The 17,102-nt window shown below is 71.4% G+C and carries 11 protein-coding genes; 6 read left to right on the top strand and 5 right to left on the bottom strand.

Annotated features, from left to right (window positions below):
• Nucleotide 1: 1 nt before the first annotated feature.
• Nucleotides 2-1,138 (bottom strand): hypothetical protein, encoded by a 1,137-nt coding sequence (locus tag AVL59_RS12490; RefSeq protein ID WP_067302860.1) that lies wholly within the window; start codon nt 1,136-1,138, stop codon nt 2-4.
• A 97-nt stretch (nt 1,139-1,235) separates the two neighbouring features.
• A complete protein-coding gene (locus tag AVL59_RS12485; protein WP_067302857.1) occupies nt 1,236-2,354 on the bottom strand; it encodes a homocitrate synthase/isopropylmalate synthase family protein in 1,119 nt (372 codons plus the stop codon).
• Between the two features lie 478 nt (nt 2,355-2,832).
• Between AVL59_RS12485 and AVL59_RS12480 the strand changes: the two genes are divergently transcribed.
• From AVL59_RS12480 to AVL59_RS12455, 6 genes are all read left to right on the top strand, one after another.
• Nucleotides 2,833-3,723 carry an isocitrate lyase/phosphoenolpyruvate mutase family protein gene (locus AVL59_RS12480; protein WP_067302854.1) on the top strand — a complete coding sequence of 297 codons (891 nt, stop codon included), beginning with the start codon at nt 2,833-2,835 and terminating at the stop codon, nt 3,721-3,723.
• Nucleotides 3,724-3,827: 104 nt separating this feature from the next.
• Nucleotides 3,828-6,476, top strand: a complete 2,649-nt coding sequence (acnA, locus tag AVL59_RS12475) for an aconitate hydratase AcnA (protein ID WP_237281490.1) — start codon at nt 3,828-3,830, stop codon at nt 6,474-6,476.
• Nucleotides 6,477-6,502: 26 nt separating this feature from the next.
• A complete protein-coding gene (locus AVL59_RS12470; RefSeq protein ID WP_067302849.1) occupies nt 6,503-7,375 on the top strand; it encodes a phytanoyl-CoA dioxygenase family protein in 873 nt (290 codons plus the stop codon).
• A 110-nt stretch (nt 7,376-7,485) separates the two neighbouring features.
• Nucleotides 7,486-8,325, top strand: coding sequence for an inositol monophosphatase family protein (locus AVL59_RS12465; RefSeq protein ID WP_067302847.1), 840 nt, complete (start codon nt 7,486-7,488; stop codon nt 8,323-8,325).
• Nucleotides 8,322-9,368, top strand: coding sequence for a hypothetical protein (locus AVL59_RS12460; protein WP_067302845.1), 1,047 nt, complete (start codon nt 8,322-8,324; stop codon nt 9,366-9,368). The genes AVL59_RS12465 and AVL59_RS12460 overlap by 4 nt, the downstream gene beginning before the upstream one ends.
• A 12-nt stretch (nt 9,369-9,380) precedes the next feature.
• Nucleotides 9,381-9,983, top strand: coding sequence for an NUDIX hydrolase (locus AVL59_RS12455; RefSeq protein WP_067302842.1), 603 nt, complete (start codon nt 9,381-9,383; stop codon nt 9,981-9,983).
• 208 nt (nt 9,984-10,191) lie between these two features.
• Here the strand turns inward: AVL59_RS12455 and AVL59_RS55830 are convergent, their stop codons facing one another.
• The 3 genes from AVL59_RS55830 to AVL59_RS12440 form a co-directional block, all read right to left on the bottom strand.
• Entirely contained in the window at nt 10,192-12,165 is a 1,974-nt protein-coding gene (locus AVL59_RS55830; RefSeq protein ID WP_067302839.1) for a hypothetical protein, read from the bottom strand.
• Entirely contained in the window at nt 12,162-14,252 is a 2,091-nt protein-coding gene (locus AVL59_RS12445) for a hypothetical protein (protein WP_237281489.1), read from the bottom strand. Before AVL59_RS12445 ends, AVL59_RS55830 begins: the two co-directional genes overlap by 4 nt.
• A 70-nt stretch (nt 14,253-14,322) precedes the next feature.
• Nucleotides 14,323-17,100 (bottom strand): hypothetical protein, encoded by a 2,778-nt coding sequence (locus AVL59_RS12440; RefSeq protein WP_067302837.1) that lies wholly within the window; start codon nt 17,098-17,100, stop codon nt 14,323-14,325.
• Nucleotides 17,101-17,102: the final 2 nt, after the last annotated feature.

Raw genomic sequence — 17,102 nt, 5'->3', positions numbered from 1 at the left:
CTCAATCCATGATTCGTTCGTCGTGACCCCCGTGGGCGGAGCGCCACGAGGCCAGCAGGTCGGCGGTCGCCGGAGCAGGGGGGAGCGACCGCAGGGAGACCAGCGCCGCGCCCAGGACCGGCGCCAGCGCCGCGGCCTTGCGGGCACCGGCCGCCGAGCCGTCGTCGGCGGCCGAGGTGAAGTTGCGGACGAGGTGGTAGAGGAGCATCGCTTCGGTCTCCTCCGGTTCGACCCCGAAGCGCAGGCCGGCGCCGCGCACGTCGTGGAGCAGCCCGGCGAAGCCGGTGGCGCCCTCACCGTGCTCGGGCAGGGCGATCGGGTAGGTGCACAGGGCGATGACCACTTGGAGCGAGATCGGGCACACGTAGCGGAGCAGGTCGAGGTCGATGCGTACGGGCCAGCCGTCCTCGGGACCGCACGCCGCCATCGCCTCCGGCAGGATGAAGTTCGCCGGCTTCGGATCGCAGAAGAGAGTGAGTGGTCCTGGGTGCCGTGGCGTCGGCAGGGCCGCCGGCAGGTCCAAGGGGCCCAGAATCCGGCTCAGCCGGTCCCGGGCTGCCGTGTACCGCTCCGCCACGGGGAAGACCTCCGGTGCCGGCATCCCGCGGGCCGTCAGGAGAGAGGTGAGACGGGCGTCGTGGGCGGCGAACGCCTCCAGGGAACGCAGGCACGCCTCGTTCACCCAGCTTCGGCCGGCGGCCGGGTCGGCCGCGAGCACCTGCCGCAGATCCGCGGCCCCGGGCAGTTCCAGGGTCAGGACGCAGTCGCCGATCACCCAGTGCGGCGGGCAGCCCAGCGCGGGTGTCCCGGACACGGCGTCGATCAACAGAGCCAGTGGCGCGCGGTGTTCTTCCGGACAGTCCAGCGGTTTGCAGCGGAACGGCGTGAAGCCCTTCGCGACCCATGGGCGCAGCACGGGGGGCAGGCTGCCGGAGTCGACGGCCACCGTCGGCGTCAGCGCGCCGCCGGACCGGCCCGCCAGCGCTCCGGTTGCGACGGCGGCTGCCAGCGCCGTACCGGCAGCGGCCGGACCGCGCGCGTCCAGCGATTCGGCCAGGGCGACGATGCCGGCGCGGCGCCCGTCGTCGCCGAGGTGCGCCGCATCCGCGGATGCGGCGAGCCGCCGACCGGCTCGCATGGGCAACACAGATTCCTCCCGCAGAACGATGCGCTTCGTTTCGTTCGAGATACGCCGCACCGCCCGTCGGATCGGGCCGGTGCGGCGCGGCGCGGGATCAGGCGATCTGGTCGAAGTGGTCGAGGAGTTCCTTGGGTTCGACCGCACCACGGCGCTCCACGGCCGCCTCGCGCAGCCATGCCAGGCACTGCTTGAGCTGCTCGTCCTCGAACGCCCGGCCGTGCTCGGTCAGCACCGCCTCGATCAGCGCCCGGCCGGAGTGCTTGCCGAGTACGTAGCGCCGCTCGCCGCCGACACGCTCGGGCGGGAACGGCTCGAAGGTCGATGTGTCCTGGAGCATGGCGTTGACGTGGATGCCCGACTCGTGGGCGAAGACGTTCTCTCCCACGATCGGCTGCCACGGCACGTTCGGGTGCCCGCTCGCGCTCGAGACCAGCTTGCCGAGCTCGCAGAGCTTCGTGGTGTCGATCTTCAGGTCCACGTCGTAGAGGGACTGCAGCGTGACCGCGGCCTGCGCCAGGTCGGTCATGCCCGCCCGCTCGCCGATGCCGTTCACGGTGACGTGGAAGTAGCGTGCACCCGCCTGCAGGCCCGCCAGGGTGTTGGCGAAGCCGAGGCCGAAGTCGTTGTGTGCGTGGCACTGCAGGTCGATGTCGACCTCCGCCGCGATCGCGGCGACCTTGGCGCCGTACTGCTCGGGCGTCAGGATGCCGATCGTGTCCGACAGGCGCAGGCGGTCGGCCCCGGCAGCCGCCACGGTGCTGGCGTACTCGACGAGGAAGTCCGTTTCGGTGCGCGCGATGTCCTCGGCGCTGATCGACACGAAGGCGCCACGCTCCTTGATCATCTCCACCAGCGCGCGGGCGTTCTCCAGGAGCCAGTCGCGTGTCTTGCCGACGCTCTGCTTCAAGTGCACCTTCGAGGCCGGCAGACCGATGTGGACGGCCTTGTAGCCCAGACCGAGGGAGAACTCGATGTCCTCCTTGACGCCGCGGTTCCAGGCCACGAGGGTCGCCTCGTCCTGACGGCGCACCGCCTTCTTGAGGAACTCGACCTCGCTTCCGCCCATGGCCGGTATACCGACCTCGACCCACCGCACGCCCGCGCCGATGAGCGCGTCCAGGATCGCTTCCTTCGTCTCGGGCCCGAAGGCGACACCCGGAGCCTGCTCGCCGTCCCGCAGTGTGGTGTCCTCAAGGATGATGTCAGGGTGCATGACGTACCAACCAATCGCTGAGTCGTTACCCGCGGTCTGTCCCGCCGGCGGGACAGAGGGACGTTAGCCCATTCCCTCGCAAGGCCTATAGCTTTCGAGCGCACCCGATGATTCTCGGTGAGGCTGCGAACTGCCTTGCTGCGCGCTTTTTCTCTGGCCAATGAACGGCAGGCTGCTATGTTCCTGAGCGGCTGGAATCGCATTCCCGCCGGTTCCACCGGGCCCGAAGTCAGCTCGCACTCGCTGCGTTTACGCAGGCAGAGCCGCCTGTTGGCGGGATCGGACAGACAACACACGGGCTTCTCCACGGCACTCGGCATTTGCGGTGCCGTGAGACTCTCGCGTATTCACACATCCGGTAATGCCGTGCCATTGCGATGCCCGGCGACCGAAGTCGGGCCGCCATCGCGCATTATTCGGCGAGCTTGCTGTCGCGCACCATTGCGTCACACTCACAACTGACATCGAGGTGATAACGGTGAATCGCACCATACGCCAGCTCATCGCGGACGACGTCCCCGTCCGGGCCATCGGAGTGCACGACGGTCTGTCGGCAATCCTGGCGCAGAAGGCGGGCTTCGAGGCATTGTGGGCCGGCGGCCTCGGGATCTCCGCCTCCCACGGAGTCCCCGACGCGGGGATCCTCACCATGACCGAGTTCCACCAGGACGCGGTCCGCATCCGGCGGTCGACGACCCTTCCCGTCATCGCCGACGTGGACGCCGGGTTCGGCGATGTCGACGTCGTACGACGGATGGTCAAGCTGTACGACTCGGCCGGGATCGACGCGGTCTGCATCGAGGACAAGCAGTACCCCAAGCGCAACAGCTTCCTCGACGGGCACCTGCTGGAGGAGCCCAGTGTCTTCGCCCGCAAGATCGAGGCCGCCAAGAGCAGCCAGCAGTCGGACGAGTTCATGGTGATCGCCCGGCTGGAGTCACTCATCGCCGGGTCGACCATGGAGGACGCCGTCTCGCGGGCACTGGTCTACGCGAAGGCCGGCGCCGACGCCATCCTGATCCACAGCCGGCTCAAGACCCCGGCCGAGATCGAGACGTTCAGCCGGGAGGCGCGTACGGCCGGACTGACGGTACCCCTGTTCGCCGTCCCGACGACGTACCACACCACCTCGGTCGATCAGCTCCACGAGATGGGCATCGCCGGCATGATCTACGCCAACCAGCTGATCCGCGGTTCGATCACGGCCATGGAGCACGTGCTGTCCCGACTGTACGCGGACGGCTCGACCACGGCGATGGAGCCGGAGATCTCGACGCTCAAGGAACTCTTCTCCCTCGTGGACACCGACACCCTCGACGGGCTCAAGTCGTGGTCCGGCCTCGCCCCCGCGGTCGGGGCGCAGGCATGACGAGGCGCGCGGCGCCGGATCTTCCGCGCTCCGCCGGATGACGACTTGACCCGGTCACGGGTCTGTGACATCCCCTTCCCCACCGCCGAGAGCGAGGACTGCCGGTGAACACGCTGAAGAGACCGCTCCCGGGTACCGGGTACTCCTACATCAGCCTGGAGGCGGCCGCCGAGGCCGGGCTGACGGAGATCGAGCACGCCCCCAGGACCACGCGGGTGCTGGTCGAGAACGTGCTGCGGCAGGCCCACCGGGCGGCGGAATCCCACGACGGCGCGGTGGACGCGGCTCTCGGGCTGTGCCGCGACATCATCCGGGCAGCCGGGGGCGGCGCCCCGGTCTCCTTCAATCTCTTCCCTGTCCGGCTGCTGCTCCAGGACCATTCCGGTGTACCCGTCCTGGCCGATCTGGCGTCCCTGCGCTCGCTGCTCGCCGAGCGCGGGCTGGAGCCGGGGATCGTGTCGCCCTCGCTCCCCGTCGACCTGGTCGTCGACCACTCCGTCGAGGTCCACAGTGCGGGAACCGCGACCGCGCTGCGGCGCAACATGGAGCGCGAAACACGCCTGAACTCAGAGCGGTTCCGCTTCCTGAAGTGGGCGCACCAGGCGATGGAGGGAGTGAACATCGTGCCGCCCGGCCGGGGCATCGTGCACCAGATCCACCTGGAACAGCTGGCCCGGGTGGTGAACGTGGACGCCACGGGTCTGGCCGCCCCGGACACGGTACTCGGCACCGACTCGCACACCCCCATGGTGAACTCGATCGGCGTGCTCGGGTGGGGCATCGGCGGGCTTGACGCGTCGGCCGTACTGCTCGGCCTGCCGCTTCCGATGCTCGCCCAGCCCGTGGTCGGCGTCCGCCTGGTCAACTCCCTCCCGGCCGGGACCACCGCCACCGACCTGGCCCTCACCCTGACCGAGATGCTTCGCGCGGCCGGCGTCGTGCACAGCATGGTCGAGTTCTTCGGCCCCGGCGCCGACACGCTGCCCGTGACCGACCGGGCCACCGTGTCCAACATGGCACCCGAATTCGGCTGCACCACCACGTACTTCCCGGTCGACGAGAAGACCCTCGGCTTCCTGCGCCTGACCGGCCGCTCCGCAAAGACGGTCGACCTGGTCGCCAGGTACAGCCGCGCCCAAGGCCTGGACGCGATCGACGAGGACGTCCCGCTGCGGTACTCCCGTGTCCTCGAGGTCGACCTCGCGAAGATCGAGCCGTGCGCGGCCGGCCCGCGCCGGCCACAGGACCGCATGCCGATCTCGCAGGTCCCGGCCGGCTTCCGGCGGGAGTTCGCGGCGCAGGCCGCGACGACCGCGGAGGCGGAGCCGGGCGGCCTGAGGGACGGCGCGATCGCCATCGCGGCGATCACCAGCTGCACCAGCACGTCCAACCAGACGAGCATGCTGCTGGCCGGTCTGCTGGCGCGCAACGCGGTGGCCCGCGGCCTGACCGTCCCACCCTGGGTGAAGACCTCCATGGCCCCCGGCTCGCGGGCCGTCCGGGACTACCTCGACGCCGCGGGCCTTCTCCCCGCGCTGGGCGAACTCGGCTTCTCCGTCGCCGGATACGGCTGCACGACCTGCATCGGCAACTCCGGGCCGCTCGTGGAGCAAGTGGAGAACGCGGTGCGCGGACACGGGGTGAGGACCGCCGCTGTTCTGTCCGGCAACCGGAACTTCGAGGGGCGCATCCACCAGGACGTGGCCGCCTCCTACCTGATGTCACCCCCGCTGGTCGTCGCCTACGCGCTGGCCGGCACCGTGCTGACCGACCTCACGGCCGAACCGCTCGGCACCGGCAGCGACGGCCGACCGGTCGCCCTTGCGGACATCTGGCCGACGCCGCAGGAGCTGGAAGAGGTGCGGAGGTTCGTCAGCCCCGAGCACTACCGGCATGCGGCGGAGCAGCTGCACCAGGGCGAGCAGTCGTGGCGCGACCTGGACAGCCCCACCGGCGACCTGTTCGACTGGCCCGCCGAGTCCTCGTACCTCATGCCGCTGCCACTGGTCAGCCTGGACAAGGAGCAGAGCGGCCCGGACGTCCGGGGCGCCAGAGCCCTGGTGTACGCCAACCACACGACCACCACGGACCACATCTCTCCGGCCGGACAGATCCGGCAGGAGACACAGGCCGGGCAGTACCTGTCCGGGCTCGGCGTGAAAGTGGAGGACTTCAACACGTTCGGGTGCCGCCGCGGCAATCACGAGGTGATGATGCGCGGTACGTTCGCCGGCTCCGGTCTGGTGAACCGGCTCGTCGAGCACAAGGGGGGCAGCACTCTGCTGCTCCCGGAGCGCACGGAGACGACCGTCTACGAGGCCGCGATGCGCTACCAGGCGGACGGCATCCCCCTCGTCGTACTGGCCGGCCGTGAGTACGGCATGGGCAGCTCGCGCGACTGGGCCGCCAAGGGCCCGCGCCTGCTGGGCGTGAAGGCGGTCCTGGCCGAGAGCTTCGAGCGCATCCACCGCAGCAACCTGGTCGCCGTCGGCATCCTGCCGCTGCAGTTCACCGCCGGTCAGACACCGGAGACGCTCGGGCTGACCGGTTGCGAGAGCTTCGACATCATCGGTCTCGACACGCTGGCTCCGGGCGGTGCCGTCGAGGTGCGCGCCCATGACGACGAGGGCGGGCAGGTCGCCTCCTGGACCATGACCGCCCGCGTCGACACAGAGCGTGAACTGCAGTACATCCGCTCCGGCGGCGTCTTCGGCGTCGTCGCGGACACGCTGACCGCAACAGCCCAGGCCTGAAGAGTCACAGCAGAGAGGGAGAGTCGATGACGGACGAACTCAAGCCCGCGCCACTGGGATTCACCGACGAGGAGTGGCGGACCTTCCGGCGCGAGGGCCTGATCCACCGCGAGGGCGTTCTGTCCCCGGAACAGGTCGACGCCATGCGCGACGCCGCGCAGGAGTGCTTCGACGAGCAGTCGTACAACAGGGCGCACACCAACAAGGTCGAGAACGTCATCCGCGCGCATCCGGCCTTCCAGAGCCTGATCGACCTCGAGACACACATCGGATACGCATACGACATCTTCGGCGACCAGACCCGGCTCAGTCAGAACGACCTGTTCGTACGCCCGCCCGGCAGCGTCGTCAATCACTGGCACTTCGACGGCCCTCGCGCGGTGCCCTACCGCGTCTTCTCGCCGGTGCTCCCGCTCAAGCTCAGGATCGGGTACTGGCTGACCGACCTGCCGCACGACAACATGGGCAACCTGGTCTACCTTCCGGGCAGCCAGCGCGCCGACTACGAGACCGAGCACACCGGCATCGGTGACGTGGCCGGCCAGAAGGTCCTGACGTGCGGCAAGGGCTCGATGACGGTGTTCGGTGCCAATCTCTGGCACCGGATCCAGCCGAACCACAGCGATGTCACCCGTATCAACGTGTTCCTCTCTTACACGCCGACCTGGGTCAACGGTTACTACTTCCAGGACGAGAACGACTTCACCGGTCTGACCCGGGAGCAGCGCATCCTCCTGCGTCCGTACGGAAAGTCGCAGGAGGACTTCAGCCGCCCGCCGGCGCAGGACCAGCCGCTGTACCTCGGGGGCCTCGCGCGTGAGACCCCCGAGCCCGTGGAGGCCCACAAGGTCCGCCGCCACACGCGGTACGAGCAGAAGCTGCAGTACCTCGACGACTGACCCGCGCAGGCGCGGCCCCGCCGCGGAAGGACACTTGATGACAGACGAAGTACTCCCACCGCGCCCGGCGCGGACCAGGAGCCCCGGGGCCGGCGAAGCGAGGGCTCGGGATGCGCGCTGACGCGGTGCCCTGGGAGATGGACACGAGTTCGTTGGAACCAGGCGTCGCACGAGGTCTGCTGGACCGGGAGCGGTTCGTCCGCGCGCTGGTCGCGCTGGCGGATCGGCTGCCCGGGCTCCAGCCGTGGGTCCAGGCCGATCCGGCCCGCGTCGCCGCCGTGGAGCAGGAGCTCGAACGGGAGATCGTCACCCTGATCCTGAGTCACTTCGGGCCGGTGACCGTACTCGCCGAGGAGCACTTCACCGCTTTCGGCGAGTACGCGCACACGGCGCCGGGCGACTTCTGGTTCGCGCTCGACCCCCTGGACGGCTCCAACTCGTATGCGTCCGGCCGTGGCATGTACGCCGTGTCGGTAGCGGGCTGTGTCGGTGACGAGCCGGTGTTCGGCTTCGTCTATCAACCCCGTGGCGGCCTTCTGTACTCGGCGGCCCGTGGCGCGGGAGCGTATGCGGACGGCCGTCGACTGGCCGGGCCGGGCGGGGCGGCGCGGGCGCCGCGCCGGGTGTCCGTGGGAAACGGAGTCGTGGTCGACCCGGCCGCGAATCCCGCCGTGGAGAACCTGTTGCGCAGGTCCTACGAACTCGAGCACATGGCGTGCACGTCACTGCGGTTCTGTCAGGTCGCGGACGGCCGGCGAGCCGGCCTCGTCAAGCAGGTCGCCGAGAGCAGGGGCGTCCTGCGCGTCTGGGGAATGGCGGCGGGACAGCTGATCGCCGCGGAAGCGGGCGCGCATCATGTGTCTCCGGACCGCACCCCCTGGCAGTGGACAGCTGGGACGCTTCTGGTCGGCGACGACCAGTTCCTCAATGACATCAAGGAGCAGCAGTGAGCGAACGGCGCGATCCGGCGCAGTCCCCGGCGGAGTTCACCCCGTCCGACGAGCAACTCGACCTGGCGCAGTACTACATATGCCAGGAGCGGCACCTGTTCCACCGCTACTGCATCCTGGATGAGTCTCCGGCGTTCCCGCTGTTCTTCATGGACCGCTGCTACGACTGGCAGTTCGAGAGCACCGGTGACGTGCCGATCATCAGCCGCTACAACGGATTCATGGAGCTGGTCTGCCGGGAGTCCTGGGTGGAGACCACCTTCGCCAAGGACGAACTGGCCGCGGAGATCGGCCGTGCCATCGCCTCCGGTGCGCATGTCGCACTGCCCGTCTCCTTCGTCCACTCCGACGGCACGCCGTATGTCACAGAGTGGCTCGTCGAGGTCATCGACGAGGACACCATCTACTACACGAAGAGCACGTCGGACATCAAGAGCCGGGCGTTCCGCCGCCCCGTCCCCTTCTCCGAACTTCTCGAGCGTGTCGTATGCACCGATGACGGCCGGGTGTCCGCCACGGAGATCCACCCGTCGTCCACGGTCGACCGGATCCTCGGCATGGGCTCCCTGGAGGCCTTCCGCGCGGTCTTCCGCGAGTTCGGCCTGCGCTGGGAGGAGGGCCGGCTGTACCGGTACGTCAATCCGGTGGTCGTCGGTGTCGAGGCCATCGATCAGGCCATCGATGCGTGGGAGCAGCGGGCGGAGTCGATCGTCACCGCGGGTACCGTCTCGTTCAACGACACCTCGCGTCTCAACAAGCACGTGCAGAACCGCTTCCAGCCGGTGCAGCACTTTCTGCAGTTCCTCCTCAGCGACGCCGAGATCGGCCCGGCCCTGGGCGACGATCTCGTCACCCGCATCCGCGGGCAGTGGCACCAGATGGACACCGCGCTCGCCGACGTCCTGAAATTCGGCAGTCTCGTCGTACAGCAGCCGGTCACGCGGAGCTTCGACCTGTACCTCAAGTACCTGCGCCGCCTGCGCGACACGGTCTGCGAGTACCAGCGGCTGATCGTCGACATCCAGCGCGCACTGACACAGTGAGGGAGGGCAGCGGTGAGGACCGCCCGGGACGAACCGGGGCCTGACGGCGATCGGGTCGATGAGGAGCCGGAGTACCTGGACATCGTGGACGAGCACGACAGGGTCGTCGGCCGGGACACGCGGGAGAATGTCCACCGAAGGCATTTGAGACACCGCGGCGTGCACGTCCTCGTCGTCAACCGGCTCGGGGAGATCCTGGTCCAGGAGCGCTCGGCGCACCTGGACACCCATCCGGGCCGTCTGGATGCCTCGGCCGGCGGCCACGTCCAAAGCGGCGAGACCTATCACCAGGCCGCGGAGCGAGAACTTCTCGAGGAACTCGGCTGCCATCCCGGGCCGGTCCAGTACCTGCTCACCTACGACGGGTACTCGGTGCGGCAGTTCGAGAAGCGCGGCGTCTTCCTGCACCACTGTGGGGGGCCGTTCCGTCCGGATCCGGACGCGGTGGAGGGCATCGAGTTCCACTCGGCCGACCGGCTCATCGAGCTGTTCGCGACCCGGCCGTGCACCGAGGGCTTCATGAGATCGGTGAGTCACTACTTCGACCACTTGGCCGAGCGGGGAGTCCCGGCACCCGACTGGCGCTGGCAGGGGCATCCGCCGCCGTTCCCCTGAGGATGATGTGGACCTCATTCGCGCCCTGGCCGCGATCGGAGCCCGCCGTGCTGAGGTCTGCCCTGGGTCGGGCGGCGCCCTCCCACGCCAGGGCCAGGGCGGCCCCGGCGTGCGCGGCCGGCGCGGAAGGTCGGCGGGTGGCAGCGACAGCCATGAGTCACACCTCCCGCGCCACGGAATATCGCTCCTCGTCATGCGGAGATCGTCGTCACAGGGCCGTTATGACGATGACGACGAGCGCGACGACGATGAGCAGGACGCCGCTCCCGACCACGCAGCCCACGCTGTTCAACTGGTCGGCGAACCAGGCGGCAACGGTGGGCTCCCGCCCCGCGAAGGCCGGGGTCTCCGGGACGACCGGACGGGTCAGGGGGGCCAACGGCGGCGGGGCGCTGCGGGGTTCCGGTGGGACGGCCGGCGGTCTGCTGCTCCGGCTGATCGCGTCGCGCAGGATCTGGCGCCACAGGGTCGCCGGCAGATCGGGGATCTGGTCGTCCGGCGCGTCGACGATGGTCTGCGAGAGCCAGTTGCCCGTGGTGGGGTGGGGGTCCCGGCTCATCCGGGACAGAAACTCCCGCAGTTGTCTCAGATAGCGTTCCTCCCGGGCCAGAGGGGCCACGGCCCAGCGGAAGAGCACGACCGCCCGGTCGACCATGGCGGACCTCGACATGTGCTCCCCGCCGCTCGTCCGCGGCAACATGTAGAGGTCGTCGTCGAGCACCTGCGCGCACAGGGCCTCCGCCGTCTGCCGGGAGCGTTCGCCGACGCGGCCGGGCCTCCCCAGCTCCTTCAGCACCAGATCGAGGGAGTCCTGCGGCAGCCGGCCCAGGCGCAGTTCATCGAGGAGGAACTCGTCCGGCTGCCGGCCGAGCTGCGTCCTGAGGCGGTCGTGCCGCGTGCTGTCGCCGCGCCGATGCTCGTGCAACTCCCGCCGGAGCGCGTCCTGGCCGCCGGGTACGGACCCCTGCGGCCCTGCGGGCCCGGGCTCGTACCGAGGCTCGTATCCAGGCGCGTACGGGGATCCCTGCGCGGGCCCTTGCGCGGGCTCGTGCGCGGACGGCTGCCAAGGCGGCGAAGGCGGTGCGGCCACCGGCTCGGGGCGGGGCTCCGGGCGCCTGTCCCGCTCGGGATCGCGGATCCGGTCCTCCCTCCCGCCCCTTTCCCGCTCCTTCCTCCGCTCCCGCTCGACGTGTCTGTCCCAGCCCGGGGGCAGACCCGGTTGCGCCGGGCGGGACGCGGATGGCGCGGTGCGCCGGCCGGTCGTGCGGTCGGGGTCGAGGATGTCCTTCAGCCGGGCACGCCGTCGCTCCCAGTCGAGGGAGGCACCGTCGGCGAACTCCTCGGTCAGCTGCGGCACGCCGGGGTCCGCCTCCGGGTGTGAGAGGAGGTGCTTCACCAGCTGGGCCGCCGCCTGGTGCTCGAACTGGGGACGGGCCGGCCGGCGGCCCATGACCCGGGCCAGCGGACCGGACCCGCCGGTGTCCGGCTCCCAGCGCGGGACGGACATCAGCCGCAGGGCGTGGGTGTCCGCCGCGTCGTAGGTGGCGAACGTCCACTCCTGGCGCAGCCAGCCCCCGAAGAGCAGGAACAGCCCGAGATAGACGACCGGTACCTGGTCCCGGTCCGGCCAGCCGGGCGGTGTCTGCTCCTCCAGGAGCAGCGAGACCCGCTGCCTCGGATCGCGCAGCAACTCCGCGGCGACCATGGTCAGCGCGTGCTTGACGGTGGGCAGCAGTTCCAGCATGTCCGGCAGCCGGCGGCGGGCCATGTCGTCGATCTGCGAGCAGTCGATCTTGTCCTGTCCCCCGACCGCCTGCTCGGCGCTCTCCGGCCGCCCCCAGCTCCCGTACGCGAGGGCCAGGCACCGCCACGTCTGCAGGACCCCGGGGTCGCCGACGAGGACATGGCTGACCGTGCTCGGCCGACCGCCCCGGTCGGTGGTCGGCCAGCGCTGTACGAGCATGACGTCGCCGTCGCGGGACAGGGTGCGCACGACACTGGGCCGTGCCGCCGCCGGGCCGGACCCCCACAGCAACCGGCCGAGTTCCCGGCCCAGTTCCTCGGCACGCTCGGCCGAGCAGGAGTGGGCGACGGCGTTCATGCCGGTGCCCTGACGGCCGTGGTTGCCGTCCCAGCGGAAGACGACCTGGTGCACCGAGTCCAGGTCCTGGAAGCCGTTCACTGAAGTTCCTCTCCCCCGGATCCCCCGGATCCCTCTGTTTCCTCCCACGGCACCGCTTCGAGGACGGGCGTCTCCCCCACGGCGAGCGCCTCGCCGCCGCCCGGCACGTCGATCAGCCCGTGCATCGCCAGCAGGGCCAGCAGCGGCTCCAGCACCCGCCGGGGTCCCGCGCCCGCCGGATAGCGGCCGTGGGCCTCCTGGCCGCCGGTGGCGGAGGCGATGTGCAGGGTGCAGCGGCGGATCGCGTCGAACGGGCGCAGCCACGCCTGCCCGGCGTGCCGGCGCAGCAGCCCGTACACGTCCCGGCTCTCCTCGTGCACGAGCGCGGGGTCGAGCGAGGTGGCCGGCGGCCGGCTCAGCCAGCGGTCGACGGGCGGCTGGAAGCGGAGCAGGTCCGCCTTGCCGAGCACCATCGCGGCCGGCACGTCCAGATACGGGCCGTTCTTGCGCAGCCGGTCCAGGACGGTGCCGAAGGCCAGGTCACCGTCCCGGTTCACCTCCACTCCCCAGCGTTCCCTGACGTGGTCCAGCTGGGGCAGCGGCAGGGCCAGCGCCGGGTCGACGACGAAGATCAGGGCGTCGACCCCGAGCAGGAACCGCAGCGCCGCGTCGGTGCGCACGAGGTCCTCGCCGCCGAGGTCGAAGAAGGCGACCGGGCGCACCTGTCCGCGGACGTCGGTGATCAGGAGCGACTCCACGAAGCGGGCGAAGTCGTCCAGGCCCAGGGCGGCCGTGTGGTCCAGGACCTTGCCACTGCGCAGGGGCTGGACCCGTTCCCGTACGAACCGGGCGTGCTGCTCCGGATTGACGGACTGCCACTTCAGGCCGAACGGCTCCAGGCCGCCGTCGGTGACGGCCGCGATCATCTGGGTCAGCAGATGGCTCTTTCCGGTGGAGGACTGGCCGACCATCGCGACGGTCAGCGGGCGGCCGTACATCAGGTAGGGCACCGGGATGAAGTGCTCGGGGAGGTCCGTGTCCGCCGTGCACTTCTGGACGGCGCCGCGCATGACATCGTGCCGCCGGACCGGGTTCTTGATGCCGGCGAGGTCCAGCGGCTGGTACTGCATCCTGCTGTCGGTGACGAACAGCTTGCCGAGGTCGAGCTGGATGGTCTCCAGGCAGTACGGGCACAGCACCTCGCCGGCGGCGCGCCCGGCGTCGGCGCCCGGCCCGCCCTCGGAACGGACCACCGGGGCCTGCCGTTTGAGACGCAATGACTCCTCGAAGGCCTCCCGGTGCGGTCGCATCTCGTCGGGGGGAAGCGTGAGCCGGACGCGGCGTGCGGCTCCCGGCGCCACGAGGTCGAGCACCTGGGCGGGCGTCGGCCGGTCGGCCGCCCGGGGTGCGAAGGCCTGCCGCAACGTCTGGTCGAGCACCCGGTGTTCACCGAGGTCGGCGGGCGCGCGGTCGGCGGGCCCCGTGCGGCCGGTCACCAGCCGGTAGAGCACCTGGGCCGCGCTCCACACCGCGTCCCGCACGTCGGTGAGCCCTTCGCCCCGGCGCTGTTCGGGCGAGCAGAAGGGCTGCCGGCCCCAGGGGCTCCTCGGCTGTCCCGTCCTGCTCACCGCCTCCAGTCCCCACAGCTGGACCCTGGCGCCGTCCCAGAGCACGGTGGCGGGCGAGACGCCGCGCGGCACCAGGCCCTGGCCGTCCAGCAGGCACAGGGCGAGCATCAGGTCACGGGTGAAGCGCTGCTGGTCGCTCGCGGCCATCACATGGGTGCGTGCGGCGGCGATGCCGCGCGGTGCGGCGTACAGCAGGAACGGCTCGGTCGCGTCCAGTTCGTAGCCGATGATCCTCGGGAAGAGCGCGGCGAACTCCGTGTCGTCGAGGACGCGGTGCAGTCGCAGGGCGGTGCCCGCCTCGGTGTCCAGCAGGGCGCGGGCCGCGGGGTTGGCCGCGTCGGCGGCGGTCAGGCGTACCTGGACGCACTGCTCCGCGTCGTCGTCGAGCAGGCAGTTGCGGATCAGCTGGGGCAGCAGCCGGTCGCGGCGGGACTCGCGGCCGAAGCGGGCCGGAGTGACCCGGCGCCGGCCCGAGGGCAGGGTGAACGCTAGCTTGTCCGGGAGCACGGGGCTGGTCACCGGCGGTCCTCTCCTTCGTACGTGTGCGCCGGGCCGTACGGGGGGACGCGGCCGGGGCGCGAAGCGCGGGTCACCAGCGGTCACCGTCCCCTCGGCGATCCGTGTCCGGCGGGCCGTACGGGTCCGCGTGGTCGTCCCGGTCCGCCGTCCGGTCGTAGGAGTTCGGCCGGTCGTAGGGGTCGGCCGCGTCGTACGAGCCCGTCCTGGCGTAGGAGCCGGTCCCGTCGTACGGGTGCGCTCCGGGGTAGGAACCGGTCCCGTCGTACGAGGGCGACTCGGCGTACGCGTCCGGCCTGTCGTCGGGCCCGGAGCCGTAGCGGGGCCGGACGGTGTCCACCACGCCCATCCGCAGCGGAGTGAGCCGCACCAGACCGGCGTATCTGCCCGACGACGTCCACAGGACCTCCTCCGGCTGGGCCGAACCGCTGGACCGCCAGGCCTTCTCGACCTCGTCACGCACGGCCCTCGGCGCGAATCTGATCCACACGGCGGCCGCCGGATCGCGGCTGAGCAAGGCGCCCTGCTCGGGCGAGGACAGCTGCACCACGGCCTGCCGGTCGGCATCCGCGCCGACCAGTTCGGCCGGCCGGTACGGGTCGGTGCCGAGCAGGTTCGCCGAGGTGGCGCGGACCCGGCGGGCGGCGGCGAACGGAGGCGGGGCCAGCACGCCGTTGAGCTGGAGGTGACGGCGGGCGGTCGACAGCAGTTCGTGGACCCGTTCCTCGGTGCGCCGCACGGCGCGGGCGCCGGCCTGGCCGCGTTCGACGGCGCCCCAGTAGTGCTTCATGGCCTCCAGGGCGGCGTCCGTCAGATCCGCGGCCAAGGTGGCTACCAGCTCCGGTCCGCCTTCGCCGCTCTCCCGCTCCAGCCAGCGCGGCACCCCCTTGGTGCGCTCTTCCCAAGGGGCGGCGGGGTTTCTCTCCTGGCTCTCCCCGGCTCCCTTCTCCCGCTGCTCGCCCCGCTCGGCCGGTTCGTCCCACGACGACTCGTCCCGCCAGGCGTACACGCTCGCCCAGTCGGCCTCGCCGTCGTCGGTGGCGGCGAAGGCGTCGTCCGTCTCCAGTGCGGAGGGGCCGGCGAGCCAGTCGTCCTCGGCGGGTGTCCGCTCACCCGGCTCGGCGAAGGCGCCCGACGCCGTGAGCCGCTCCGGCTCGGGTACCGCCTCGGCCTCCGCTGCGGCCGCCGTCGCCCGCAGCATGCCGGCGACGGAACGGGCGGCGTCGGCGCAGTACAGGCGCTCCTCGACGGCCCAGTGCTCCTGTACGGCCTCGGCCAGCAGGCCGTCGAGCCCGTCGAGGGCCCGCCGCAGCACGGCCGTGACGCGGCCCGGCGCCCAGGCGCCCGCCGCGGCGCGCCAGAGGCGGCGGGCCGTCTCCCCCGCGCCGCCGAGACCCGCCAGCAGACCGAACCCGCCGAGCCAGAGCGAGGGCCCGGTCGCCTGCCCCAGGCCCGCCCCGGCCGCCGCGCCGGCGAACGCCGCGACGCGAGGGGCCACGGCCCAGCGGCCGGGCCGTCCGGAACCGCGCAGCCGGGCCTCCCCGAGCGCCGCCATGCCGACGAACAGCAGGGGGACGAGCAGGGCCAGCACGAGGTACGGCCCCTGCCACAGCGCGCCGAACAGCCCCGCCAGGGCGGCCGCCGGGGCGGCGAGCGGAGGGCTCGGCGCCGTTGTGCCCTCCGTCCCGGACTGCCGGGCGACGGTGTCGGCGGAGTAGTCGGCGAGCCCCGGCAGCAGCGCCGAACCCGGCACCGGCTCCACCCGCCCGGCCAGACCGGTGAAGCGCTGGGCCACCGCCCGCATGCTGAGCCCCTGGCCCAGCAGCTTCCCGGCGAACTCCTTCAGGCCCTCGCCGATCCGCTCGCCCATGCCCTCGGCCGACGGCACCCGCAGCCCGAGGGCCGCGAGCCGGGCCGCCGACTCGGCGCCGGAAGGTGTCGTGCCACCGCCGCCGCGCAGGGCCGTGGCGACCAGGTCCCGGTACTCGTCGAGGGCCTCGCGTGCCTGGTCGACGTCCGCCTCGAACGCCACCCTGCGGCTGGGCCGCACAAGACCGGGCAGGGCGCGCAGCCCGGCCAGCGCGTCCTCGGCGTGGGTAAGGGCGTCCGCGCAGGCGCGGTAGGCGTCGTCCGCCACGCCGCCGGGTTCCCGGTGGCGCTGGTCCCGGCCGCCCCGGACCGCCACCAGGGCGCGCAGCGGCTCCGGCAGATCGGCTCCGGACGAGGCGGTCAGCAGGACGTCCTGCGCGAGTTCGGTGTCCTCGCCCGCGAACCGGGTGAGCGCGTCGCGCCAGGCCCGGTCGCGCACCTCCGGCGGCAGGTCCTGCTCCAACAGCCGGACCCCGGGCGCGGCGACGGCCTCGGGCAGCGAGCCGATGGTGCGCAGCACCTTGAGGTAGAGGTCCGGGACCGACAGCACGCCCACCAGCACCGCGAGCGCGTCCGGGTCGTCGGCGGCGGGATGCTCCAGCGCGGTGCGGGCCGAGCGCAGATCGCCCGCCCACAGCAGCGCGGTGTTCGAGGCCCGCAGGACTGCGGGCCGCACCAGCCGGCGGTCGGGCTGGAACGCCTCGTCCTCACCGGCGTACGAGCCCGGCGCACTGCCGACCAGGAGCACCAGGAGCCGCACCTCCCCAACGGCCCTGAAGCCGGTGAGCAGTTCGTACTGGAGCTGGTGGTCGGTGAGCCCGGCCGGGGTGTCGACCACCAGGAAGAGCGGATCGTCGGGTTCCGGCAGCCCGGCCCGGCCCAGCTGCCGGGCGACCCTGCTGCGCAGGGCCGAGGCGCTGTCGAGTTCGGCGGCTCCGGCCCGCAGGTCCAGATGGATGACGGCGCCGAAGTCCTGAGGCATGC

The sequence above is a fragment of the Streptomyces griseochromogenes genome (assembly GCF_001542625.1).
Classification (GTDB): Bacteria; Actinomycetota; Actinomycetes; order Streptomycetales; family Streptomycetaceae; genus Streptomyces; species Streptomyces griseochromogenes.
This window is presented reverse-complemented; position numbering and strand designations above follow the sequence as displayed.

Bases quoted from the DNA above. Each gene is read 5' to 3' on its own strand.
- AVL59_RS12465 (WP_067302847.1), top strand. From the start codon at position 7,486: ATGCGCGCTGACGCGGTGCCCTGGGAGATGGACACGAGTTCGTTGGAA.
- AVL59_RS12485 (WP_067302857.1), bottom strand. From the start codon at position 2,354: ATGCACCCTGACATCATCCTTGAGGACACCACACTGCGGGACGGCGAG.
- AVL59_RS12440 (WP_067302837.1), bottom strand. From the start codon at position 17,100: ATGCCTCAGGACTTCGGCGCCGTCATCCATCTGGACCTGCGGGCCGGA.
- AVL59_RS12490 (WP_067302860.1), bottom strand. From the start codon at position 1,138: ATGCGAGCCGGTCGGCGGCTCGCCGCATCCGCGGATGCGGCGCACCTC.
- AVL59_RS12470 (WP_067302849.1), top strand. From the start codon at position 6,503: ATGACGGACGAACTCAAGCCCGCGCCACTGGGATTCACCGACGAGGAG.